This is a genomic window from Aquimarina sp. KJ22-3 (genome assembly GCF_055808215.1).
Genome location: NZ_CM147859.1, coordinates 1498148 through 1521653, shown reverse-complemented (window position 1 = coordinate 1521653; position 23506 = coordinate 1498148). Strand labels below are relative to the sequence as shown.

The window sequence follows — 23506 nt, the reverse complement described above, 5'->3', positions numbered from 1 at the left end:
GGAATTAAATTAAAATTTTAAAAAGGGGTGCGTATGCAAAGACCTAACTTTTATATACGCAAAATGGTTTAGACCTCAGAGAGAAACTCTCTGGGTCTAAACCTATATATCAATCTATGGTAAGCTTACTTAAGCTCAACCTCAGCTCCAGCCTCTTCTAATTGAGTTTTAAGAGCTTCAGCTTCATCCTTAGCTACACCTTCTTTGATAGCTTTAGGAGCACCATCTACTAATTCTTTAGCATCTTTAAGACCAAGACCAGTTAATTCTTTAACAAGTTTTACAACTGCTAATTTAGAACTACCTGCAGCCTTAAGGATTACATCGAACTCTGATTTTTCTTCAGCAGCTTCACCACCACCAGCGGCACCACCACCAGCAACAGCTACTGCAGCAGCAGCAGGCTCGATACCATATTCTTCTTTTAATATATCAGCTAACTCATTAACTTCTTTTACTGTTAAGTTAACTAATTGTTCTGCGAAATCTTTTAAATCTGCCATTTTCTATCGTTTTAAATAATTTTTTTAATGAAATATAATTGTTAAAAAGTGCGTACACTATTGATTGTTATCCTTCTTTTTCGGATAACGTTTTAAGGATACCAGCAAGTTTACCACCACCTGATTTCAACGCAGAAACTACGTTCTTAGCAGGAGACTGTAGTAAGCCAATAATATCTCCGATAACTTCTTCCTTAGACTTGATACTTACAAGTGCATCTAGGTTTTCGTCACCAACAAATATTGCTTCCTCGATAAATGCTCCTTTTAATAAAGGCTTCTCAGATTTCTTGCGAAACTCTTTGATAACCTTTGCAGGTGCATTACCAGCCTCGGCAAACATGATTGAAGTATTACCTTTTAATACATTTGGTAATTCTCCAAAATCCTTATCTGAATTCTCCATTGCTTTTGCAAGGAGTGTATTCTTAACTACTTTTAATGAAACATTAGCTTTGAAACAAGCTCTTCTTAAATTAGAAGTTGTTCCTGCATCCAACCCTGAGATATCTGCCAAGTAGATATTCGCGTTATCAGCCAACTGAGCAGTTAAGTCATCAATTACTTGTGATTTTTCTTCTCTTGTCATAATCGTTTATCTTAATTACCCAGCAAAGTTTTTAGCATCCACTTCTACTCCAGGACTCATTGTAGACGACATGTAAATCGACTTGATGTATACTCCTTTAGCAGTTTGTGGTTTTAACTTTACCAATGTTGTTATTAATTCTTTAGCGTTACCAGCTATTTTCTCAGCTTCGAAAGAAGATTTACCGATTGCAGCATGTACAATACCTGTTTTATCAACTTTGAAATCGATCTTACCAGCTTTAACATCAGATACTGCTTTTGCAACATCCATAGTTACGGTACCTGTCTTTGGGTTTGGCATCAATCCACGAGGTCCTAATACTCTACCTAATGGTCCTAATTTACCCATAACACTTGGCATAGTAATGATCACATCTACATCAGTCCATCCTCCTTTGATCTTATCCAAGTACTCATCTAACCCTACAAAGTCAGCACCTGCTTCTTTAGCTTCTGCTTCTTTATCTGGTGTTACCAACGCTAATACTTTTACATCTTTTCCTGTTCCGTGAGGTAACGTTACCACTCCACGTACCATTTGGTTAGCTTTACGTGGATCAACGTTCAAACGAACAGCAAGGTCTACAGAAGCATCAAAGTTCACATTTGTTATTTCTTTTACCAAAGCTGATGCTTCAGCAAGAGAATAAGCTTTGTTCTTATCTACTTTAGCTTGCGCTTCTTTTTGCTTTTTAGTCAATTTTGCCATTTTGTAAACGTTTTTGGATTAAAAAGGAGCTTGTCCTTTTACAGTTACACCCATGGAACGAGCAGTACCTGCGATCATTTTCATTGCAGATTCGATAGTAAACGCATTTAAGTCCTGCATCTTATCCTCAGCAATTGCTTTTACCTGATCCCAAGTAATACTTGCTACTTTTTTACGGTTAGGCTCTCCAGAACCCTTCTTTTGTTTTGCTGCTTCCAGAATTTGAACAGCTGCTGGTGGAGTTTTGATAACAAAGTCAAAAGACTTGTCAGAATACACACTAATTACAACCGGTAATACTTTACCAGCCTTATCTTGTGTTCTACCATTGAATTGCTTACAGAATTCCATGATATTTACTCCGGCAGCACCTAGAGCAGGTCCAACAGGGGGTGATGGGTTTGCCGCACCTCCACGAACTTGAAGTTTTACAACTTTACTTAACTCTTTAGCCATTTTTCTAATTTTAAATTAGAACTGTTCTACAGTTGGAAGCAAAAGAACAATTCTGATATATATAATGTAACAGTTTATACTTTTTCAACTTGCATATAGCTCAATTCTAATGGTGTCTTTCTACCGAAGATTTTCACCATTACCTCAAGCTTACGCTTTTCTTCATTTACTTTCTCTACAGTACCATTAAACCCGTTGAAAGGACCGTCTATTACTTTTACAGTCTCTCCAACAGTGTAAGGAATCGCAACGTTATCAGTTTTTACTGCTAATTCATCTACTTTTCCTAGCATTCTGTTTATTTCTGCTTTTCTTAATGGTACAGGATCTCCTCCTTTTACTTCACCAAGAAAGCCAATCACACCATTAATTGATTTAATGATATGAGGAACCTCACCTGCCAAGTTAGCTTCAATCATAACATAACCTGGAAAGTATACACGTTCCTTATTTATTTTCTTTCCATTACGGATTTGAACTACCTTTTCCGTTGGAACCAAAATCTGGGAAACAAAATCTTCAAGTCCCATATGAGCTATTTCACGCTCTATATAGTCTTTAACCTTATTTTCCTGACCACTTACCGCTCTTACAACGTACCACTTCTTTGAATTATCCACCTCGGCCATTTTGAAAATTTAAGATTTAACTAACGTAAAATAATATTCGATCATGTTACTAAAAACAGTATCTACTCCCCAAATAGCCAGAGAAAAAATAACTGAAAAAACAATAACTACTATGGTTAATCGCTGTGCTTCTGCCCAGGGAGTCCAGGTTACATGATTTTTCAACTCGTTATATGATTCTGTAATATAATTTATTAATCCAGCCATTGTATTCGGTTTTTATTGACAGTCTTCAGAAAATACTCCTCAGTTCCGTCAAAGAATTCAATATTATAATGATCTTATTTTGCAAAAAACATCAATCATTTCAGCACGGGTTGAGAGGCTCGAACTCCCGACACCTGGTTTTGGAGACCAGTGCTCTACCAACTGAGCTAAACCCGTATACATAAGGCAAGGTATTCGCCAGTGCGAATACCTTACCTATATATCTATAATTGTATTAGTCTAAAATTTCGGTTACCTGACCAGCACCTACTGTTCTACCACCTTCACGGATAGCAAAACGAAGACCTACATTCATTGCGATTGGTTGAATCAACTCAACAGTAATAGTTAAGTTATCTCCAGGCATTACCATTTCTACTCCATCAGGAAGCGCAATGTTTCCAGTTACGTCAGTTGTACGTACGTAGAACTGTGGACGGTAGTTGTTATGGAATGGAGTGTGACGACCACCTTCTTCTTTCTTAAGGATATACACCTCAGCTTTGAAGTTTTTGTGTGGAGTTACAGATCCTGGCTTAACGATTACCATACCTCTAGAGATTTCAGTTTTCTCGATACCTCTTAATAGGATACCTACGTTATCTCCAGCTTCTCCTCTATCTAATATCTTACGGAACATCTCAACCCCAGTAATAGTAGAAGTTAATTTCTCAGCTCCCATACCGATGATCTCTACAGGATCTCCAGTGTTAGCAACTCCAGTCTCGATACGTCCAGTAGCAACAGTACCACGACCAGTAATAGAGAATACATCTTCGATTGGCATCAAGAAGTCTTTTTCAACATCTCTCTTTGGCAACTCGATCCACTCGTCTACAGCAGCCATAAGTTCCATTACTGTATCAACCCACTTTTGCTCTCCGTTAAGAGCACCTAAAGCAGAACCAGCAATTACAGGACCGTTATCTCCATCATACTCATAGAAAGAAAGAAGTTCTCTTACTTCCATCTCTACAAGCTCTAAAAGCTCCTCATCATCAACCATATCCACTTTGTTAAGGAATACAACGATTCTAGGAATACCTACCTGACGTCCTAAAAGGATGTGCTCACGAGTTTGTGGCATTGGACCATCTGTAGCAGCAACTACTAAGATCGCACCGTCCATCTGAGCAGCACCAGTTACCATGTTCTTTACGTAATCCGCGTGACCTGGACAGTCAACGTGTGCATAGTGACGATTTTGAGTTTGGTACTCAACGTGAGACGTGTTAATTGTAATACCTCTTTCTTTTTCTTCTGGAGCGTTGTCGATAGTATCGAAATCTCTTGCTTCAGAAAGACCAGCCTCTGCTAATACCTTAGTAATCGCAGCAGTTAACGTAGTTTTACCGTGATCAACGTGTCCAATAGTACCAATATTTAAGTGCGGTTTGGAACGATCAAAAGTTTCCTTTGCCATAATTAATTTATTTAATCTTAGTTATATATTAGTGTTCAATTTATATGCTGAACCAAGAGCCAATGACGAGATTTGAACTCGTGACCTCTTCCTTACCAAGGAAACGCTCTACCCCTGAGCTACACCGGCTTTTTAATGAGCATAATGAAAAACCAGAATACTTTCATTTTTTTCAGAAAGAAATCCGATTAATCATTACAGTTATGTTAAAAATCCAACCTCAAAACTTTCATTTCGAGGTTAGCTCATTTGAGCGGGAGACCGGGTTCGAACCGGCGACATTCAGCTTGGAAGGCTGACGCTCTACCAACTGAGCTACTCCCGCTTTTCAACCCAAAACAATTTCTCAAAAAACTGTTTTAGTATTGCTATTTTTTAAATTTTGTGGGGAGAGCAGGATTCGAACCTGCGAAGGTAAAAACCAACAGATTTACAGTCTGTCCTCGTTGGCCGCTTGAGTATCTCCCCCAAGTAAAAAAATTCAAAATTTCAGTATGAACTTTATGAATTTGAGAGCGCAAAAATAGTAATTTATTTTACATTTCAAAATTCATTTTAAAAAGGCTTTAATTTTTATTCCAATTAACTCCTTTTTTGAGCCGATAGAGGGACTCGAACCCACGACCTGCTGATTACAAATCAGCTGCTCTAGCCAGCTGAGCTATATCGGCTTTTCACCATGTTTTAGAACATAAAAAAGTCCGCTATTTCTAACGGACTGCAAATGTATAATAATTTATTTTTTAGACAAAACTATTTTTTAAAAAAATAGTCAAACATGTGCATTTAATTTTTGCTTCCGTTTTTTCAGTTGTCGTTCTAAAGAACTAACACACTCATCCACACCTTCTTCAAAGGTTTTATTAATTTTTTTAATCATCAACTCTCCTCCTGGAACACTCAACAAAATTTCTGTAACTTTATTCTCTTTTCCACTTGTATTCATCACTTTTAAGAATACATCTGCATGAATAATTCTACTAAAATACGTCTCAAGTTTATCTAGTTTAGTCTGCGTAAAATTTACCAACTTTTGATCTACATTAAAATTTACGGATTGCAAGTTCACTTTCATAGGTGTTAGTTTAAATTGGTTAAACAATAATATTAAGCCGAAAAGACAAGCAATTAAAGGGTTGCTTTTTACTTTTTATTCCTAGGATGAGATTGTTTATAAACTTTTGTCAGCTGTGCGATACTATGATGTGTATACACTTGTGTTGCAGCCAGACTGGAATGACCAAGTAATTCTTTTACAGCATTTAAATCTGCCCCTTCATTAAGTAAATGAGTCGCAAATGAGTGTCTTAGGATATGCGGACTCGTTTTTACCTTTGAAGACGCCTTACTAAAATAACCATTTATGATTCGATATACAAGTGTTTCGTATATTTTAACTCCTTTTTTGGTCAATAACAAATACTCGTTCTGATCATCTTTTAGAAGAGCCATTCTTAAAGGCAAGTACCGTTCCAGTGTTTTACAAACTGTAGAAAGCAATGGCAAAACACGTTCTTTATTTCTTTTTCCTAAAACTTTGATCTGTTTATTACGAACATCAACATCAGAAAGACGCAAATTCACTAATTCTATCCTACGCATACCGGTAGCATAAAAAAGCTCTACGATCAATCGGTTTCTTACACTTTCAAAATCATCTTCATCTGTTAGCTCATCTAACACAAGTTCTATTTCTTGTTCTGAAAAAGGAATCTGTAATTTCTTTGAAGCTTTCAGCACCTGATGTTTTGCCAGAGGATTTTTATCAATTTGCTCTGATTTTAATAAAAACTTGTAATACGATTTAAGTGAAGATACTTTACGATTAATCGTACGATTAGAAATTCCCTGATCTACTAACTCAACAATCCAGGAGCGAATCTGAGCATAGTTTGCTTTAGCAATATCAGTGCCACCATAATTTTCTTCATAAAACCCTAAAAAAGACTCTAAATCGGTTTTGTACGCTGTAGCTGTATGCGAAGAGTATTTTTTTCTAAAAGAAGGTAGTCTAAAAACTCTGATATAAACATAAAAAAACCGTTAGAACACAAAAATATAAAACTTTTGTCTCTCTAACGGTTTTAATTTATACTTGAAAAACGGAATCTTATATAAAGACTGCGTTCACTTTTTAAATTTCTTCCTGATCTCTTAAACGCTGAATGTATTGCGCTTTTTGGATTTGAGCTCTACGCTCTACAGAAGGTTTTGTAAACTGTTGACGTTTACGAAGCTGACGCATCGTACCTGTTCTATCAAATTTACGCTTAAAACGTTTTAACGCTCTATCTATATTTTCTCCGTCTTTTACTGGTATAATTAACATAGTTGCACCTCCTTTCTTTAAAAATTAGGATGCAAAGATAATACAAAACTATTATCTACAAAGTTTTTTTTCGCAGAAGTTATATTTTATTTCCATTTTCCTAAAAAAACAAAAAAGAAACAATTCTTTAACCATTCGTAGGGGGTGTTTGAATGATTAAAAAATCGTTTCTGGATCAGGGGCTGGAATATTGATCTCTATTTCAGAGACCAAACAGTATATCCTTTTGGCGGTGCCTGGATTTTTACCCATCGACCACCTTGGGTAACGGGTTCCCACCCAGAGTTACCTGTATAATCTTTTATTCTTCTACTGGACCAATTGGTCTCTACCCATCGTTCCTTCCAGGAATTTGAGTTGTTGATGTATACAATAAGACCATTTTTACCATAACCACCATTTCGTTTGGCAATGTACTCATCATTGTCCGTCCAAAGATTTGTAGTACTACCTCCCGCAAGATTGTTATGTATCCAAATCAAATTATTCATCTTGGATTTACTCAACCACTCCTCATAATCTCTATAGAATATTGCGGGGTAGCCTTCATGAGTCAAAATATAAGCATAGGCCAGTAACTTGTTATTGATAATTTCATCGGTATCGTGATTAGCTACAAAGGTCACCGCCCTACTTGCATTTCTTTTCCATAGCATATCTCCGCTTAAAGCATTAAGATTATTCCCCATAAAAGCATCTCTCATTTTATAGTAACATCCAAAATCAAAAGCAGACATCTGCGCTTGGTTTACCCACCAGTTTAGTGTATTTACATTACCATCCCAATACTCTCCTACGGCAAATCCACCAACATTTCGTTGCCATTCTCTAGGCACCCACGGTTCGAATCCTTTTACGTAATCAAATCTCCATCCATCAAATCCCATGGTATTCTTATAGTATTTAGCAACAGAGTTAGAACGTTTCCACAACCAATCCTGTACGTAAGGCTTGCTGTGACTTAAATCCGGAAAACCACCAAAAATCCCACTATCAGAGTTATACTGCTCATTAGGATGGAAATCATACTTTGTTCTATTAAACTTGCCCGAAAGTGGAGTAAACTTTGTATACGTATTTTTTCCCGCAAACTCATTCCACTCCAAATCTCCTCCACTATTGTGATTAATAACAATATCTGCTATAACATTGAGATCATATTGATGTGCTCGAGATATTAAGGATTCTAATTCTGATCTGGATCCAAATCGCGTTTCAGTACTCCCCATTTGGTTATATTCTCCAAAATCATAATAATCAAAAGGATCATACCCCATAGAGAAAGGACCGTTTTGCGCTTTGCTTACGGGCGGCAACCAAATGGCATCTATTCCTGCATTACTCCAGTCATCTACTTTATTTCTAATGGTATTCCACCAGGTTCCTCCAGCAGGTACATCCCAGTAAAAAGCTTGCATCATTACCCCAGAACCGATAGGTTTTAATTTTGAGGATACATTTTGAGTGGGTTTTAGAGATTCGGATTCTGGCTGTATCGAATCTAATTCTTCATCCTTATTACATGAAGCAAAGAGTAAAGCCGTAATAAGAAATCCATAAAAAAACTTGCTAATTTTCATGATTACTTAGTGTTTGTGTTAATTTTTTTTCAAATTAAGAATTTACCTACGAACGAAAACGTTTGAAGTTTTACGAAATCGTTTTCGTGTTGATAAAAGACAAACAATTACCTATAATTACTAGTAAAAAACGATATGTATTACTTTTGAAGCAAAAAAATAACCCCTAAACGGGGTTATTTAACTTATTCTGAAATGATTACAAAAAGAACTACTACTAGGTCGTAGGCTTATACTCTTTTTTATCTATAATCATTTTGGCTATAATTTCTTTTAATATTTCTGAAGTACCTCCTCCTATCGGGCCTAAACGACTATCTCTAAATAATCTTGCCAAAGGATATTCTTCCATATATCCATAACCACCTAACAGTTGTAAACAATCGTAAGCTACCTTATCTGCCATTTTGGTAGAAAGTAACTTAGACATTGAAGCTTCTTTCACCACATACTGCCCTTGGTCTAATCTTTTTGCAATAGAGTAATTGAACTCCTTACACATTTCCATCTCGCTTGCCATTTCGGCTACAGAATGCCTTAGTGCCTGGAATTTATTAATCGTTTTACCAAACGCTTCTCTCTCTGACATGTACTGAATCACATAGTCGATAGCAAATTCTGCTCTAGCATGGGCATTGATTCCCATAATTAATCGTTCTAAGGCAAAATGTTGCATGATATACCCGAATCCTTGATTTTCATCTCCCATCAGGTTTTCTGCAGGAATTCTCACATTATCAAAAGCGATCTCTCCTGTATCCGACGCTCTCCAACCTAACTTATCTAGTTTTGTTGCCGACACTCCTGGTGTATCTCTATCGACAACAAAAATACTGATCCCTTTATTTCCTAATTCTGGACTTGTCTTTGCGGCTACTACCAAATAGTCACTATACACTCCATTAGTTATAAAAGTTTTTGATCCATTGATAACGTATTGATCTCCATCTTTAACTGCGGTAGTTCTCATACCTGCAACATCCGATCCTCCAAAAGGCTCGGTAATAGCCAAACACCCTATTTTATCTCCAGAAATACTGGGCGCCAAATACGTTTCTTTAATTCTATGATCACCTTCTTTATTAAGGTGTGTCATTGCCAGATATACATGTGCCCATATTGCCGCCGCAAAACCTCCAGAATTTATTTTTTGAAGCTCTTCTAAAAGAATCACCGTGTAAAAAAGATCCAGATCCATTCCTCCATATTCTTCGGGATAAGCGATCCCAAAATATCCCATCTCTCCAAACTTCTTCCAGATAAAACGGTCGATATCTCCGGACTTCTCCCATTTCTCAATATGCGGAACAACCTCCTTCTTTAAAAACTCTTTTAAACTTTGTCGAAACAACTCGTGCTCTTCAGTAAAATACATGCTATTCATCTGTACTTTTTATCGTATTAAAAAGGTTGGATATAATTTGTCGAATCACCTGATATTGAAGCATCAATAGCGCTAAGACCAATTTCCTTTACAACCTTTGTTTTATTAACAATTCATCATAAAAATTAAGAAATTCTCAATAAACGATAAATAAAGATCTATAATTTGAGAATTCGTTAAAATTAACTATGATTTTTTCCGATTTTTATTTCACTGTCAAATATAACGCTATTCTGTCTATTTTATCCAAAGAAAAGCCTTCGATTTTTCCCAATTCTTTGAGATCCGAAATAGGACCATTAGTTTTTATGAAATCTCTAATATCCAAGGCTGTTTCAAAATCAAAATAAGGAACTTCCAAAAGTTCTTTCACCTCTGCGGTATTCACATTGATCTTCTTAATCATCTTTTGAGAAGAAACCTGATACAATTCCTTTATCTTCTTTTGGTGATATGGATACAACCCCTTTATATCTTTCAGCTGACTTACATGAACAAAACCATTGATTCGGCTTCGATACTTAACAATGCGTTTTGCCACAAATTCTGGCACATTGATGATCTCCTGCAGTTCCTGAATGCTAACTTTGTTCAAATCCCTTTTTGGAAGAAACTTCTTTTTTGTTTTTTTTCGTCGGTTTTTGAATACAGTATTAGCTCTATTCCTTTTCCAATCAGGAAATTTAAATAAAGGAGCGATTTGCTGAAGAATAGCATCATCTACACCTGTTACTTTTTTGAAATCATCTACAGAATTAATCCACTGTCCTTTGTTGCGATAGGCATAAAGCCTATCTAACTCTACTGCTGAAAGGCCCAAAGTATATCCTTTGTAATCAGAAATGAAATTGGGATTGAAGGGTCGAAGCGTATATGCTTTCTCTTGAAGAGCAACATCCTTTTGTAAGCCATTTACCTGCTTTTGAAATTGCGCCAATTCTGAAAGCGCTATTGTTTTTGGTTCCTTATAATCAATAAGAAAATAATACTCAATTACAATGATGAATAGGAATATGGATAAAAGAAAAATCCCATTTCGGAAACGTAAATTCATCTCGAAATGGGATTTTATATTTTTCATAAATTGTTATTTACCCTTCTTTAGACGCCTTGATCGCATCAAAATATCTGGTCAATTGCTTCTTCACTATCGGGAACAAGAAGTACAATCCTACCATATTAGGGAATACCATTGCAAAAATCATTGCATCAGAGAAATCCCAGATAGATTTCATACTTGCAGCGGCACCAATTACCACGAAAGTTAAAAACAATAGTTTATATACCAAGTCGGCTTTCTTACCTCTTCCGAAAAGGAATTTCCAGGATTGTAATCCATAATAAGACCAAGAAATCATTGTCGAAACCGCAAATAGCACTACTGCTATGGTTAAGAACACATTAGAAAATGGGATATACTTGGCGAATGCTTTTTGTGTTATTCCTGCTCCTTCATAAGATGCTCCTTCGATCATTACAGCTCCGCTACCATCTCCTCCATAAATGAATGCTCCATCAGAATTAAAAATGATAATTACTAAAGCAGTCATCGTACAAATCACAACTGTATCAATAAATGGCTCTAATAACGCCACTAAACCTTCAGAAGCAGAATATTTTGTCTTTACTGCAGAGTGTGCAATAGAAGCAGATCCAGCACCAGCTTCATTAGAGAAAGCTGCTCTTTTGAAACCTACTAATAACACACCGATCACTCCTCCTACTCCAACAGCTTTTGGATTAAAAGCTTCAGTAAAGATCAATCCAATTGCATCATCAACAAATGAAAAGTTACTAAAGATGATATACAAACAAGCTAAGATGTATAATAATGCCATAAAAGGAACTACTTTCTCTGTTACAGAAGCAATTCTTTTTATCCCACCAATGATAATGATACCTACCAAAATCGCTAAAGTAATACCGATCCAGAAACCAGCAGCTGTACTTTCTAATCCTAATAGATCTTTCAGCACCACAGTAGCTTGATTAGATTGTGCTGCGTTTCCTCCACCAAAAGATCCTCCGATACAGAATACAGCGAACAATACTGCGGTTATTTTACCTAACCATGTAAATCCTTTTTCTTTTAATCCTTTGCTTAGGTAGTACATAGGTCCTCCATATACCGTTCCATCTTCACCAACATCTCTATATTGTACCCCTAGTGTACATTCTACAAATTTGGTAGACATCCCTAGAAGCCCACAAATGATCATCCAAAATGTTGCTCCTGGTCCTCCCAGTGCAATAGCCAGTGCTACTCCAGCAATATTACCATTTCCTACTGTACCAGACACAGCAGTTGCCAACGCCTGAAAGTGAGAAACCTCTCCTTCTTTGGATTCATCTCTTATGGTATCCTTAATATCACCATCAACTGCAGCACTTGGATCTCCTACCCCATGTCCTTCCACATCATCGTATTTTCCTCGTACTACGTTAATCGCTTTTCCGAAATAACGGATATTAGGAAAACCAAAATATAAGGTAAAGAATAGGGCACTTACTACCAGAAGAATCAAAACAAAAGGTGTTCCTCCTATAGTAAAAAAGATAACTGAAGAGAAAAAATCAGAAATCGGTTTAAAACCTTCATCTATTTTTTGATCTAGACCTTTTTCTACTGTTTCTTGTGCAAATGTTATAAATGGAATTGTGAGTGCTAATAATGAAAGAAGATATCTCTTCATGATTGTATGAGTTAATTGAATTTTATTTTTAGAAGCCCCCAAGATGCTAAAAAAAACAGTTGTTTACAATTTTTTAAAGGTTAAATGTTTTGTAACTGTTAAATATTAAACTCCTTATTTAGCTGATTAATTTGCTCTGGACGTCCTAATACAACAATCCTTGATTTAGGTTTTAGCAAGGTGTCTGCTTCGGGATTTACAATATAATCTCCTTCGGGTGATTTATACCCAATTATGGTACATCCTGTTCTGGATCTCATGTTAATATTACGAATGGTTCTTTCTACATTATCATCAAACATATCCTCAAAAGAAATTTCCTCGATATTGATAGATCGTTTTCCTACAATCGATAAATTATCCAAAAACTCAATCAAATCCGGAACCACTACCAAAGATGCCATATGATCTCCTCCTATTCTATCGGGCATAATCACATTATCTGCTCCTGCCAAACGAATTTTCTTATATGATGCATCTTGTGAAGCCCTACTAATAATTTTTAAACCACTATTAATTTGCCTTGCCGAAAGCACTATAAACAAATTATCTGCATCTTCGGGTAATGTACAGATCAGGCAAGCTGCTCGTTTGATCCCTGCCTCTATCAACACTTCATCTTCAGTGGCATTACCTCTCAAAAAAACTAATTCATCACTTTGATAACGCTCGATAAGCGTACCATCTCTTTCAATAATAATAAATGGTTTATTGTATGCCAAAAGCTTGGCCGCCGCTTGTTTACCATTTCGGCCGTATCCAACAATAATGATATGGTTTTCTAACTGATGTATCATTTTTTGTATTTTTCGATATTGTGCTCTTTTCGGATCATTCTTACCTACAATGTATTCTGTGATTACAGATACGGAATAGGCAAATATGGCAACACTGGTTGAGATCAGAAAGACGGTAAACAACTTTGCATTATCGTCTAAAGGTTCTACCTCTCCAAAACCAACAGTAGACATGGTGATTACTGTCATGTACAATGCATCAATCCATGAGTAATCAGAAAAAAACGAAAGCCAATAACCCCAATAGCCACGACAATAAATAATAATATCACGGCAATATAGATTCTAGGTCTTCCCCAATTCTGAAGTTTTATCATAAATCAAACACAGACGTTCTTTTAGTATACACTAAGTCCTTTATTTTTAACCAAAAAGCCATATTAAGATACAAAACAAAACCCAGACCCGCAGTTGCAAAGGTTAAGTAGATAAAGAACAGACGTACAATCTTTGCACGCATTCCCAAACGATCTGCCAGCCTTGAAGAAACATAAAATCCATTACGCTCTAAGAAGTGTCTTAAATTGTATAGCATACCGCAAAATAAATATATTATCTTAATTTTTAATCTTGATTCAATAAATAATTCCCGATAACACATTTTAAACATGCTTTACGATCACAATAGTTTTGCCTGAGTTGCAATATGGATTGCGATTGTAATGCATTTTGAAAAACCAAACCACTTTCCTCAAATTTTGTAACAATGGTATTCTTTTCAGCCTGGATACTAGTCATTAACGCCATTACAGCTTCGTCAGCATTTTTCCCTAAACTTCTGAAATAACAAAAACGAATAGGAATAACAGTATTGATCAAAATTAAATCTACCATTTGGTGGGTAATGGGTTTATCACGTACCACCGATTCTTTTGAGAAGGTGTAATGATTTTTCCAGAAATTGCTGATCTCTATTGAGAACAATTGATAGAAATCTGTTAGCGTATTCGTATTTACAACAAGATCAAAAAGTGCAGGGTATTTTGCATACAAACCTGCTAATTGTGCAATACGAATTGTAGGAAAATTTGGTGGTCTCAATCTAAAAAATTGAAATGGAAGTACATTTCTAGTATTCAAATCGAATTTATGCTTCAAAAATGCATATTCTTTTTGCAAACTATTGACATAAGAAACATCAGATTCCTTTTCCAAAAGTCCTGCCTGTCCAAATAGTAATGCTTCTAAAACCGTTTGATCCTGACTACATTTCCGAAATACAGAAAATTCAAAAGACTGTGCGAGACTCAAAAAAGCATCCCCATTTACCTTTAATCCAAAGTTTTTTGCCAGTAGCATAAAAAACACAGCTTCCCAATCGTTGGCATAACTAGAAAGTAAATTCATAATCAGTTTCGATTTTTGTTCTAATCGTTCTACAAATAATCGATCTTGAAAATTAGAAAGCAGGAAATCGGGAACTTGATTTAATCCCGACTTGCAGGGCAATTGATGATTAGAAGAATACACAAAAAGTTGATGATACCGATCCAACAATTGCTCATCCACATAATCTCTTAATTGTAATGTAGGCACTCTGGTATTGTCTTTCCTAAAAACTTCTATATCATCGTCCCAAACCACATGCAGAATTACATTATCATATGCACTATCTTGTTCGTGGTGATGGGCATACCAATCGCTAGATTTGATATGTAACTCCACATTTCCAGCCCATTTCTGACCTTCTATGCTAATCAGTGCATTAAAGAAATCCGGTCCAGCATGTGCTACATTATGTACACCTAACCGATATAATTTAATTTCTTCTTTTGAAGTGGTTTTTAAATTTGAGCAACTAAACTTTTTGAATTTCCATAAATAATGGAGAAAATCTTCCTTCATCCCTTTTGTAGTTATTAGCGTTATTCTTTACTCCTGAAAAATTCAGGAACACTCGCTATTTACCTTTTCAGGTAGGATGAAGAAAATAGAAATAGCGTTCTATGTTTTTCAAAAGTACTAAATTTTGGAGTATCCTTGTAAGCATCATTTAAAACCACTGACCAAATACTAAACTAACTCCTCTTATGAAGAATGTATTGAAGTCCATTTTCATCTCTCTGTTTCCGGCAATAGCACTCTATTTTGTGATTGACAGTGTTATACATCTTATCAATCATGATATATCCTATCGCTATTTGGGGAGATTACTTCTAGCTCTTGCTATTGTTTCGTTCTTTGCTCTTCTTTTTATAAGACCTGTAGCACGAACTGATGCTAATCTAAAGGTGTATACGGTATTTATAGCTATTGGTTTTTTGGTGAGCATGATCTTTGGAGGAATTATCCAAAATGATATCAATGGGTCTTTACCTAGTGTAGGTTTATTTTTAGGATGGGTATTATATATTAAATGGTATTCTGTTTTTGAAGATAGAAAATCTAACAAAAGTATAGTTGTTGGTAAAACGCTACCAGAACTTACCTTTGAGAATCCAGAAAAACAAGAAGTACAAAGCTCTCAATTTTTGGGTAATCCTTCGATTTATCTTTTCTACAGAGGAAATTGGTGCCCCTTATGTATGGCACAAATTAAAGAAATTGCAAATCAATACAAAGAGCTAGAAAAACGAAACGTGAATGTGGTGATGATTAGCCCTCAACCACATTCGCATACAAAATCTCTTGCCAAAAAATTTGATCTCAATTTTAACTTTTTGGTAGACAAAGACAATACTGTTGCTAAACAATTGGATATTCTGGGAAAGAATGGACTCCCGATGGGATTTCAAACTTTGGGATATGATAGTGATACGGTATTACCGACTGTTGTCATTACTGATAAAAATGGCAAAATACTTTTTGCAGATCTTACTAATAACTACAGAGTACGTCCAGAACCCGAGACCTTTTTAAGGATTTTGGATCAACATGCTATCTGATTATTAGCAACTTTCGGGTCAATCTCTTCAAATTTGCGCTCATTTTTACGGTAAAAAAGTCTTTAAACTAACCAAAAACTGCATAAAAACGGGGTCAAATTCTTAAAATCTAGTTAATTTACTATAGAAATGTACTATTGGTAAGAATTTATGTATTAATGGAAAACCTTACAAAAATTACATTTCTTTACTTTGTTAGTAACAAAAGGGAAAAACACTTTCAAAAAACGACATAAAAATTTCAAACCCTAAGCTAAGTTGAGTTTGTGTTAGGTTATAGATGGTTGCTACTTGTTAGTGACCATCTTTATTTTAGAACAAAATGTACTAAATAGAAATGTCGGGGTAAATGTCGAATTTATTAAAAAATGCCTTTCGAAATTTTGAGGAATTAGAATAGTTCAGTGCATCCATAACTTCCTTTACAGATAAACCATCTGCAAAAATCATATTATAAGAACTCTCGAGTTTTTTGTTATTAAAAAATTCAAGGGGAGTTTGATTATGAATCTCTTTGAACATATTAAAAAAATTGGTTCGACTCATATGCGCCATTTTGGCCAACTGATCCACTCCAATAAAAGGTTCGTGCAAATGCCCCCTGAGGTAATCACTTACTTTGTAAATACTCCCAACCTGAGCACTATTGATATTAAAGGGGTTACTTTCTGTTTCCCATTTTTGAACATCTTTCCAAAAGGTTTCCAGTAATCGAATTCCTCGAGAAACAAAATAGAGGTAATTCTCTACTTTTTTAAGATCGGGTGATACGATTTGATCAAAAAGATGAGACTGTTTATACGAAAGATAAAATTTATGGATATGTTGATGAGAGTACCGAATATAGCTATCTACTTTTTCTGCCATATCACTACTCTTCATAAAATAAGGTTTGGTATACGAGCTTTTTAATACAATCATTGTTGATTTTACCTCGGCTCCTTTGGTAATAAAAACCTGTTCTCCTTGCTGTGCATCCATACAGCGCATATTACCTGGAGTATAGCTATCAGAATATTTGCTGATGATTTCTTGAGATTCTATCTTGTGATCAAGGGCATATTTTCTAAAATGCAGAATAATGTCTTTTTCATCTATAGGCCTTCGAACGTAATGAATATCTGTATTGGCCTTGTAGTTATTGACTAACAAAAATACTTCGGGAGAAATCTTATAGTATGAGAGGTATCCTTCTCCTATTTCTGGAGGGAAATAGATATGATCAGAAGTACTATCAGGATTTAACTGGGACCTGAAATAGTTCCTTAGTTGATCAATATCCGAGAAATCAAAAATATACTTATACATACCCCTACAATTTATGCTAGTCTTTACCCTTATAGATTACAACGGTCCCTTAACGTTGCGTAATTTTTATCAAAAATAAATACTACAAACAACCCCTTTATCAGCAGATAACGCTGATAGAGGGGTTAAATTATATTTTAAATATAATGATTTATTTTATATGACTAATAACGTCATATTTGGTAATAATATGATGTTTTCCATTTTCGAGTGCAACAAGAACAGCAGGATTTCCATTTTTGATGAGCTTAGATATCTCATCAAGAGAAGCTTTTGCATTTACTATGGGAAATGGTTCTTTCATCACCTCTTTTATAGGTGTGCTATCCATATTTTTGTCTTCCATAAAAGCTTTAAACAAAGCGCTTTCATCTACAGAACCTACAAACCCATCGGTATCTACAACTGGTATTTGCGAAATTTGAAATTTACGCATACGTTCGATCGCATGAGAAACCAGTTCTTCTGTTTTTACGGTTACCAAAGGTTTGTCTGAATGATTTTTGATCAAATCGGTAGCCACAGAAATTTCTTCCTCCAAAAATCCTCTTTCTCGCATCCAATCGTCATTAAACATCTTACCCACATATCGGCTTCCGTGATCGTGATACAATACTACTACCACATCATCTTTGGTAAAGTGTTCTTTGAGCTGCAAAAGTCCTTTGATCGCCGCTCCTGCACTATTCCCTAAAAACATACCTTCTTCTTTTGCCAATTTTTGAGTGTATATGGCAGCATCTTTATCAGTAACTTTTGTAAATCCATCTATTACCGAAAAATCTACATTTTCAGGAAGAATATCTTCCCCAATTCCTTCAGTAATGTAGGAGTAAATTTCATTCTCGTCAAAGATCCCTGTCTCATGATACTTCTTGAATACAGATCCATAGGTATCCACTCCCCATATCTTTATATTAGGATTTTGTTCTTTAAGGTATTTTCCAACCCCAGATATTGTTCCTCCCGTACCTACTCCTACAATAAAATGGGTAACTTTTCCATCTGTCTGTTCCCAGATTTCAGGACCAGTAGATTCGTAATGTGCTTGTGCGTTGGATGGATTGTCATATTGATTCACATACCATGAATTCGGTGTCTCTTCAGCCAAACGTTTGGATACAGAATAATACGATCTGGGATCATCTGGTTCTACATTTGTAGGACATACCATTACTTTGGCTCCAACAGCTCTCAGGATATCCATTTTTTCCTTAGACTGTTTATCTGCCATAACACATATTAGCTTATATCCTTTTACGATGGCTGCAAGGGCTAATCCCATTCCGGTATTACCCGATGTACCTTCGATAATAGTACCGCCTGGTTGTAATCTACCATCAGCTTCTGCATCTTCAATCATTTTTAATGCCATACGATCTTTTACCGAATTTCCAGGGTTAAAAGTTTCATATTTGGCTAATACCAAGGCATCGACATCCTCAACCAATGCATTCATCTTTACCAAAGGAGTATTCCCAATGGTTCCTAATATATTTTCTGCGTATTCCACACTACTAATTTTAGATTCCCAAATAAAGGGTATTTTGCTTGCAAAGATACAATCTACAGTATCGATTTCAATATTGATTCGTAATTTTTATTCTCAGGAGATTTCGTAATTATGCTTATATCAAATACATTTGTTAATACGTAAACCAACTACCCTATTACATGATTGCAAAAAAGGTTTTCTTACTCGTCATATGCATGAGCTTTTGTTTTGAAGTTCACTGTCAAATTGAGAGAGACACCCTATTCATCAATCTACAAAAAGAAGTACAACTTGCTTCGAATGATTCGTCAAAAATAAAAGCGCTGATCAATCTCGGAGATTATCATATCACCCGTGATTTCAGAAAAGCAGAACCCTACTTACTTGAGGCTCTTAAGTACATTCAAAAAAGCCCTGAAAATTCACAAAACCGACAACAGGCAGCGCTCTACGAAGCACTTGGTATAGTCAATAAAAGAAAAGGCGATTATCCTGAAGCCATATCTTTTTACTTAAAATCACAAAAGCTTTACGAAACCATCAAAGATTCCTCAAACATCGCCGATATACATCACAATATTGCAATGGTTTTTAGAGATCAAAAAGAATACAAAAAGTCCATTAGTTATTTTAAAAAAGCGATAGCAATCAAAAAAAGCTAGGTGAAGCATCTGGTGTTGCTATTGGATATAATATGATGGGAGTCGCCTACCGACAAGCAAAAAAAATGGACTCTGCTTTGTTTTATTATCAAAAAGCAAAAGACACATTTATTGGATTAAATGATAAAGAAAATATCTATAATGTAAATTCTAATCTGGCGGCCTGGTATCATTCTCAAAAAGAATATCGTAAGGCCATAGAAATTTATACCGACAATCTTGTTTTTGATCAACAAAACAACAAATTACTATCGCTACAACGGGTACATTATAACATTGCTGGGAGTTATATGCAGCTTAAAGAGTATACAACAGCTTTGGAGTACATCGAAAAAGCGCTTGCTATGGCAAAAGAGCAAAATGCTAAAACCAGAATTTCCCGAGCTTATTTGAGAAGTAGTTTCTTGAATAAACAACTTGGGAATTATGAAAAAGCGCTAAATGATTATCGATTACACAAAAAATATTCTGATTCTATTTTTAATGTAGAAAATGCCAAAAAGATTCAAGCGCTAGAATTAACCCATCAATTCAATCAGGAAAAACTAGCTGATAGTCTTCAATTTGTGAAACAAAAAAGAGAACTAGAACTCATCACCCAAGCAGAAAGTTCTAAAAAAGATTATACCTCACCCTACTGATAACTGCAATACTAGCCGGTGTAGTTATTACCTATCTCATTAGAAAAATATACAAAAATAGAGCGCTGCTCGCCTTACGAGAACTTGAAAAAAACAAACAAGAGTTGGCCGATTTCACCCAACAACTCATTAAAAAGAGTAATGAACAGGAAGCGCTAAGCAAAGAGTTGGAGGAATTGAAATCCGAATTTGGAGAAAAGGAAGCTTTAAAAAACCTTCAGGAACTCACTGCTTCCAAAATACTAACTAAAGAAGATTGGTATACCTTCAGAAAAAAATTCACTAATGTACATCCTGGTTTTTTTACCAAAATTAAACATGGAGGGTTTGAACTTACGCAATCTGAAGAACGTTTGATAGCTATGGAAAAACTAGGATTGGACACCAAACAAATTGCTAATATGCTGGCCATCTCTGAAGATAGTGTGATGATGAATCGATATCGGTTACGCAAAAAAATTAATGCCCCCAAAGGAGCACCAATTCTTGATTATCTTGAACACAATTAATTCTTTGTTTCTTCTATTTTCATTACAAAAACACCCTGAATACAGCATTTGGTGTAAACCCAAGTGAGAATCGCTGAATTACTTGTTCCAGAATGACTTCTAATTCTTCTGGCGAAGAACCATCGGTTCCTGGTATTGCAATACCTCCATCATCCAAAGGCTTACGTTCTGCTTTATAAATCAAATTCAAAGGTTTTACTCGGTCATAGATATTCAAAAACGACAATCCCAGTTGAGATCTTATATTTTTACGACCTGCTTTGATATTAAAATCATATAATATTGAAGCATCCAATCTGTGAAAATCAGGTAATCGATCACTATTTACCGAACCAAAATTAACAACTCCTGCATTTTCTCCATCGGCATCGATCTGGATCACATAGCTATCTACAGGTGTAATCGGTTTTCCTGACCTAAATTGCCAGCCTAACGAAAACTGCCACTTTTCTAATTGCAAGGTGTTCGAAATTCTGAATGAGTGTGTAATATCATTATTCCCGGGAAATTTAAAAGGAGTATCCGCCAAATTTGGGAACTGAAATGTAATATCATTAAATGTATATCCCGCCCATACTTTGTAATTCTTCCAGCGGTACTTTAATAAAATATCGACACCTGCAATGGTGCTTTCTCCTTCTTCTAAATTCTCAAGAGGGTTACTGAAACCATTGGTAAATGTAGTCAAGCCTTCTAATTCTTTGTAATACGCATCAACATCAATGTTCAGGTTTTTGTAATGATATAATATCCCACCAGAAATTTGATTACTACTCAACAAAGGAAACAGTTCATCGTCGGACAAACGATATAATTCATTTTCCAGACGTAATTCGGTATGATTAAATTCTACCAATTGAGAGATCGGTTGATTGCGTCGTTCTACGGCTGTTTTAATTCGTAATCGATCAGTTAATGAATACTCAAAATTAACTCTAGGTTCTACCAGAAACTCATCTAGCGAGCTATAATGTACCAAACGAACTCCTGCATTGATCAGGCCTTTATTCTTGAAATTAAAAGTATACTCTCCAAATAGTGCATTTTGCAAGTTTTCGTCATCTTGTACTGATCTTTCCAACTCATCATCTATTGGGTTTTCTTTACTTATAACCACATCCAAATCGGTATACGAGAGTTCGTATCCCAAAGTAAGCTGTTGGGTTTCTTTGATCGCAGCGGTAGACGTGAATTTTAGTCCCAAATCAACAATATCGTTTTTACGGATATTGATTTCTGCAAGATCCAAAATACCATCTCCGGTTTCGTCTTTTATTTCATCATTTTGATAAAACGAATTGTATTCTGAAAAATAGGCAGAAAGCTTTTGTTGATACTTCTCGTTAGGTCGATAGTCCCAATTCACACTTGCGCCTTTGTTTTGTGTAATCAACGAATCTACCACTACTTCGTCTCCTCCTAAGAAATCAAAATCTAACCGATTTCTTGTATAAAGACCACTCACAGATATGTTGTTTTTAGCATTCGGTTTCAATACCACTTTGGCATTCATATCGTTGAAAAAAAGTCGCTATTACTCGATTCTCTGCTAAAATCATCATCAGTCTCTAACTCCAAAACATTTCCATTAATATCTCTAGCTACACCAAAATTTGTAAATATTTTATCCGCATAACTGATATAGGTCGGCGTTTCTACAACATCTGCGTAAGATCTTCTGGCAAAGGCATATACAGCCACTTTTTCTGATAAAGGAGCTTTTATATAACCATTTATAGATAACCCGTCGATTTCTACACCTCCTTCTGTTTTTTCTGGGATCAAATCCCCACTGGAAATGTCAATAATCCCAGAAATACGATCACCATAGGTGGCACTTGTTCCCGATCTGAAAATCTTTGCTCTTTGGGTTGCAAAGGGATTAAATAAAGAGAACATCCCATAAAAATACCCCGTATTGTAGAGTTTGATATCATCATACAATATCAGGTTTTGATCTGGTGATCCTCCTCGAATCTGAATCCCTGTGGCAGACTCATCCAAGGTTGAAATCCCAGGTATTAATTGAATACTTTGTGATATATCTGGGCTTACCAATCCTGGAAGAATCCCTAATTTTTCGGAATCAATACTTATCGAACCATCTTTATTTCTATCAATACCCGAAGTCACATACCCCAAAACTACAACCTCATCGAGTGTAGATGATAAAGGAACTAGTGCTATGGTTGGACATGGATCTCCAACGGTAATAGTCACTTCTTGATCCTTGTATCCTATAAAACGAAATTGTACATTCTCGGATCCGAGACTAGTATCTTCAACAGCAAAGTATCCATTGTCATCCGTCGTTGTATTTATATCTTCATTGATGATCACGGTGACAAAAGGTATACTCTTTTTGGTAACTTCATCGATCAGATATCCGCAAATCATCTTACGTTGTGCAATGATAATCTGTTTGGCAGATACTTTTTCAAAGATCAATCCTGTTTGTGTGGCTAAAGCCACCAACAAATCATCAATACTTATTTCTTGCTCCTGGAGGGTAATTGTTTTTGAACTAATCACTTCTTGCGAGTACGAAAACAAGATATCGGTCTGGCTTTCAATATCCGCTATTACCTCTTTAAGTGTTGTGTTTGAATATGCCGTATTTATCTTTGATTGCGAATACGATAGTACCGACACAAAAAGTGCAATTATAAAAATGGGGTGTTGGTTCATAGATATATTAAGTAGGT

The 23506-nt window shown here is 35.6% G+C and carries 25 protein-coding genes, 5 tRNA genes and 1 pseudogene; 4 read left to right on the top strand and 27 right to left on the bottom strand.

Annotated elements, in window-relative coordinates:
• Window positions 1-125: 125 nt before the first annotated feature.
• From rplL to AC0L3Q_RS06540, 23 genes and pseudogenes are all read right to left on the bottom strand, one after another.
• Complete coding sequence (gene rplL, locus AC0L3Q_RS06650; RefSeq protein ID WP_473285854.1) at window positions 126-503, bottom strand: 50S ribosomal protein L7/L12; 378 nt, start codon at window positions 501-503, stop codon at window positions 126-128.
• A 67-nt stretch (window positions 504-570) separates the two neighbouring features.
• Window positions 571-1092: a 50S ribosomal protein L10 gene (gene rplJ, locus AC0L3Q_RS06645; protein WP_073321994.1), complete on the bottom strand. Its 522-nt coding sequence runs from the start codon at window positions 1090-1092 to the stop codon at window positions 571-573.
• Window positions 1093-1107: 15 nt separating this feature from the next.
• Window positions 1108-1803 carry a 50S ribosomal protein L1 gene (rplA, locus tag AC0L3Q_RS06640; protein ID WP_473285853.1) on the bottom strand — a complete coding sequence of 232 codons (696 nt, stop codon included), beginning with the start codon at window positions 1801-1803 and terminating at the stop codon, window positions 1108-1110.
• Between the two features lie 18 nt (window positions 1804-1821).
• Window positions 1822-2259: a 50S ribosomal protein L11 gene (gene rplK, locus AC0L3Q_RS06635; protein ID WP_073322000.1), complete on the bottom strand. Its 438-nt coding sequence runs from the start codon at window positions 2257-2259 to the stop codon at window positions 1822-1824.
• A 74-nt stretch (window positions 2260-2333) separates the two neighbouring features.
• Complete coding sequence (nusG, locus tag AC0L3Q_RS06630; RefSeq protein ID WP_073322003.1) at window positions 2334-2888, bottom strand: transcription termination/antitermination protein NusG; 555 nt, start codon at window positions 2886-2888, stop codon at window positions 2334-2336.
• 9 nt (window positions 2889-2897) lie between these two features.
• Window positions 2898-3095, bottom strand: a complete 198-nt coding sequence (secE, locus tag AC0L3Q_RS06625; RefSeq protein ID WP_073322006.1) for a preprotein translocase subunit SecE — start codon at window positions 3093-3095, stop codon at window positions 2898-2900.
• 104 nt (window positions 3096-3199) lie between these two features.
• A tRNA-Trp gene (locus AC0L3Q_RS06620) sits at window positions 3200-3272 on the bottom strand.
• 58 nt (window positions 3273-3330) lie between these two features.
• Window positions 3331-4518 carry an elongation factor Tu gene (tuf, locus tag AC0L3Q_RS06615; protein ID WP_473285852.1) on the bottom strand — a complete coding sequence of 396 codons (1188 nt, stop codon included), beginning with the start codon at window positions 4516-4518 and terminating at the stop codon, window positions 3331-3333.
• Between the two features lie 57 nt (window positions 4519-4575).
• A tRNA-Thr gene (locus AC0L3Q_RS06610) sits at window positions 4576-4647 on the bottom strand.
• A gap of 123 nt (window positions 4648-4770) precedes the next feature.
• Window positions 4771-4843 (bottom strand) — tRNA-Gly (locus AC0L3Q_RS06605).
• 60 nt (window positions 4844-4903) lie between these two features.
• Window positions 4904-4986 (bottom strand) — tRNA-Tyr (locus tag AC0L3Q_RS06600).
• Window positions 4987-5115: 129 nt separating this feature from the next.
• Window positions 5116-5189 (bottom strand) — tRNA-Thr (locus AC0L3Q_RS06595).
• 101 nt (window positions 5190-5290) lie between these two features.
• Window positions 5291-5593: a ribosome hibernation-promoting factor, HPF/YfiA family gene (gene hpf, locus AC0L3Q_RS06590; protein WP_073322013.1), complete on the bottom strand. Its 303-nt coding sequence runs from the start codon at window positions 5591-5593 to the stop codon at window positions 5291-5293.
• Between the two features lie 68 nt (window positions 5594-5661).
• On the bottom strand, window positions 5662-6258 hold the full coding sequence (locus tag AC0L3Q_RS06585) for a tyrosine-type recombinase/integrase (protein WP_473285851.1): 597 nt from the start codon (window positions 6256-6258) through the stop codon (window positions 5662-5664).
• A gap of 99 nt (window positions 6259-6357) precedes the next feature.
• Window positions 6358-6543: pseudogene (locus AC0L3Q_RS06580) on the bottom strand (site-specific integrase); the annotation flags it as partial.
• A 109-nt stretch (window positions 6544-6652) separates the two neighbouring features.
• Window positions 6653-6847 (bottom strand): 30S ribosomal protein S21, encoded by a 195-nt coding sequence (gene rpsU, locus AC0L3Q_RS06575; RefSeq protein WP_473285850.1) that lies wholly within the window; start codon window positions 6845-6847, stop codon window positions 6653-6655.
• Window positions 6848-7044: 197 nt separating this feature from the next.
• Window positions 7045-8427, bottom strand: a complete 1383-nt coding sequence (locus AC0L3Q_RS06570) for an alpha-amylase (RefSeq protein WP_473285849.1) — start codon at window positions 8425-8427, stop codon at window positions 7045-7047.
• A gap of 217 nt (window positions 8428-8644) precedes the next feature.
• Complete coding sequence (locus tag AC0L3Q_RS06565) at window positions 8645-9811, bottom strand: acyl-CoA dehydrogenase family protein (RefSeq protein WP_473285848.1); 1167 nt, start codon at window positions 9809-9811, stop codon at window positions 8645-8647.
• Window positions 9812-10016: 205 nt separating this feature from the next.
• Window positions 10017-10892: a ComEA family DNA-binding protein gene (locus AC0L3Q_RS06560; RefSeq protein ID WP_473285847.1), complete on the bottom strand. Its 876-nt coding sequence runs from the start codon at window positions 10890-10892 to the stop codon at window positions 10017-10019.
• Window positions 10893-10902: 10 nt separating this feature from the next.
• A complete protein-coding gene (locus AC0L3Q_RS06555) occupies window positions 10903-12504 on the bottom strand; it encodes an alanine/glycine:cation symporter family protein (protein WP_473285846.1) in 1602 nt (533 codons plus the stop codon).
• A gap of 98 nt (window positions 12505-12602) precedes the next feature.
• Complete coding sequence (locus tag AC0L3Q_RS06550) at window positions 12603-13496, bottom strand: potassium channel family protein (protein ID WP_473285845.1); 894 nt, start codon at window positions 13494-13496, stop codon at window positions 12603-12605.
• Window positions 13497-13614: 118 nt separating this feature from the next.
• Window positions 13615-13836, bottom strand: a complete 222-nt coding sequence (locus tag AC0L3Q_RS06545) for a PspC domain-containing protein (RefSeq protein ID WP_073322038.1) — start codon at window positions 13834-13836, stop codon at window positions 13615-13617.
• A gap of 29 nt (window positions 13837-13865) precedes the next feature.
• Window positions 13866-15146, bottom strand: coding sequence for a DUF2851 family protein (locus AC0L3Q_RS06540; RefSeq protein ID WP_473285844.1), 1281 nt, complete (start codon window positions 15144-15146; stop codon window positions 13866-13868).
• A 185-nt stretch (window positions 15147-15331) separates the two neighbouring features.
• Between AC0L3Q_RS06540 and AC0L3Q_RS06535 the strand changes: the two genes are divergently transcribed.
• A complete protein-coding gene (locus tag AC0L3Q_RS06535) occupies window positions 15332-16186 on the top strand; it encodes a peroxiredoxin family protein (protein WP_473285843.1) in 855 nt (284 codons plus the stop codon).
• A 327-nt stretch (window positions 16187-16513) separates the two neighbouring features.
• Here the strand turns inward: AC0L3Q_RS06535 and AC0L3Q_RS06530 are convergent, their stop codons facing one another.
• Both AC0L3Q_RS06530 and AC0L3Q_RS06525 read right to left on the bottom strand, forming a co-directional pair.
• Window positions 16514-17494 (bottom strand): helix-turn-helix domain-containing protein, encoded by a 981-nt coding sequence (locus tag AC0L3Q_RS06530; RefSeq protein ID WP_473285842.1) that lies wholly within the window; start codon window positions 17492-17494, stop codon window positions 16514-16516.
• Between the two features lie 151 nt (window positions 17495-17645).
• Complete coding sequence (locus AC0L3Q_RS06525; RefSeq protein ID WP_473285841.1) at window positions 17646-19007, bottom strand: pyridoxal-phosphate dependent enzyme; 1362 nt, start codon at window positions 19005-19007, stop codon at window positions 17646-17648.
• Between the two features lie 197 nt (window positions 19008-19204).
• Here AC0L3Q_RS06525 and AC0L3Q_RS06520 point away from each other — a divergent pair, with 197 nt between their 5' ends.
• The 3 genes from AC0L3Q_RS06520 to AC0L3Q_RS06510 all read left to right on the top strand — a co-directional run bounded on the left by AC0L3Q_RS06520 (window position 19205) and on the right by AC0L3Q_RS06510 (window position 20801).
• Complete coding sequence (locus AC0L3Q_RS06520) at window positions 19205-19651, top strand: tetratricopeptide repeat protein (RefSeq protein ID WP_473285840.1); 447 nt, start codon at window positions 19205-19207, stop codon at window positions 19649-19651.
• Window positions 19652-19671: 20 nt separating this feature from the next.
• A complete protein-coding gene (locus AC0L3Q_RS06515; protein WP_473286907.1) occupies window positions 19672-20292 on the top strand; it encodes a tetratricopeptide repeat protein in 621 nt (206 codons plus the stop codon).
• 104 nt (window positions 20293-20396) lie between these two features.
• On the top strand, window positions 20397-20801 hold the full coding sequence (locus AC0L3Q_RS06510) for a helix-turn-helix transcriptional regulator (RefSeq protein WP_473285839.1): 405 nt from the start codon (window positions 20397-20399) through the stop codon (window positions 20799-20801).
• Window positions 20802-20823: 22 nt separating this feature from the next.
• Here AC0L3Q_RS06510 and AC0L3Q_RS06505 read toward each other — a convergent pair whose 3' ends face one another.
• Window positions 20824-22314, bottom strand: a complete 1491-nt coding sequence (locus tag AC0L3Q_RS06505; RefSeq protein ID WP_473285838.1) for a TonB-dependent receptor plug domain-containing protein — start codon at window positions 22312-22314, stop codon at window positions 20824-20826.
• The gene (locus tag AC0L3Q_RS06500) at window positions 22311-23489 is read right to left on the bottom strand and encodes a carboxypeptidase-like regulatory domain-containing protein (RefSeq protein ID WP_473285837.1); all 1179 of its coding nucleotides are present in this window, start codon (window positions 23487-23489) and stop codon (window positions 22311-22313) included. Before AC0L3Q_RS06500 ends, AC0L3Q_RS06505 begins: the two co-directional genes overlap by 4 nt.
• Window positions 23490-23506: the final 17 nt, after the last annotated feature.

Excerpts from the sequence above, each read along its gene's own strand:
- rplJ (WP_073321994.1), bottom strand. The coding sequence starts at position 1,092 with ATGACAAGAGAAGAAAAATCACAAGTAATTGATGACTTAACTGCTCAG.
- AC0L3Q_RS06535 (WP_473285843.1), top strand. The coding sequence starts at position 15,332 with ATGAAGAATGTATTGAAGTCCATTTTCATCTCTCTGTTTCCGGCAATA.
- AC0L3Q_RS06545 (WP_073322038.1), bottom strand. The coding sequence starts at position 13,836 with ATGCTATACAATTTAAGACACTTCTTAGAGCGTAATGGATTTTATGTT.
- tuf (WP_473285852.1), bottom strand. The coding sequence starts at position 4,518 with ATGGCAAAGGAAACTTTTGATCGTTCCAAACCGCACTTAAATATTGGT.
- rpsU (WP_473285850.1), bottom strand. The coding sequence starts at position 6,847 with ATGTTAATTATACCAGTAAAAGACGGAGAAAATATAGATAGAGCGTTA.
- hpf (WP_073322013.1), bottom strand. The coding sequence starts at position 5,593 with ATGAAAGTGAACTTGCAATCCGTAAATTTTAATGTAGATCAAAAGTTG.
- secE (WP_073322006.1), bottom strand. The coding sequence starts at position 3,095 with ATGGCTGGATTAATAAATTATATTACAGAATCATATAACGAGTTGAAA.
- rplK (WP_073322000.1), bottom strand. The coding sequence starts at position 2,259 with ATGGCTAAAGAGTTAAGTAAAGTTGTAAAACTTCAAGTTCGTGGAGGT.
- AC0L3Q_RS06530 (WP_473285842.1), bottom strand. The coding sequence starts at position 17,494 with ATGTATAAGTATATTTTTGATTTCTCGGATATTGATCAACTAAGGAAC.
- AC0L3Q_RS06540 (WP_473285844.1), bottom strand. The coding sequence starts at position 15,146 with ATGAAGGAAGATTTTCTCCATTATTTATGGAAATTCAAAAAGTTTAGT.
- AC0L3Q_RS06555 (WP_473285846.1), bottom strand. The coding sequence starts at position 12,504 with ATGAAGAGATATCTTCTTTCATTATTAGCACTCACAATTCCATTTATA.
- AC0L3Q_RS06505 (WP_473285838.1), bottom strand. The coding sequence starts at position 22,314 with ATGAATGCCAAAGTGGTATTGAAACCGAATGCTAAAAACAACATATCT.
- AC0L3Q_RS06560 (WP_473285847.1), bottom strand. The coding sequence starts at position 10,892 with ATGAAAAATATAAAATCCCATTTCGAGATGAATTTACGTTTCCGAAAT.
- nusG (WP_073322003.1), bottom strand. The coding sequence starts at position 2,888 with ATGGCCGAGGTGGATAATTCAAAGAAGTGGTACGTTGTAAGAGCGGTA.
- AC0L3Q_RS06570 (WP_473285849.1), bottom strand. The coding sequence starts at position 8,427 with ATGAAAATTAGCAAGTTTTTTTATGGATTTCTTATTACGGCTTTACTC.
- rplL (WP_473285854.1), bottom strand. The coding sequence starts at position 503 with ATGGCAGATTTAAAAGATTTCGCAGAACAATTAGTTAACTTAACAGTA.
- AC0L3Q_RS06500 (WP_473285837.1), bottom strand. The coding sequence starts at position 23,489 with ATGAACCAACACCCCATTTTTATAATTGCACTTTTTGTGTCGGTACTA.
- AC0L3Q_RS06565 (WP_473285848.1), bottom strand. The coding sequence starts at position 9,811 with ATGAATAGCATGTATTTTACTGAAGAGCACGAGTTGTTTCGACAAAGT.
- AC0L3Q_RS06520 (WP_473285840.1), top strand. The coding sequence starts at position 19,205 with ATGAGCTTTTGTTTTGAAGTTCACTGTCAAATTGAGAGAGACACCCTA.
- rplA (WP_473285853.1), bottom strand. The coding sequence starts at position 1,803 with ATGGCAAAATTGACTAAAAAGCAAAAAGAAGCGCAAGCTAAAGTAGAT.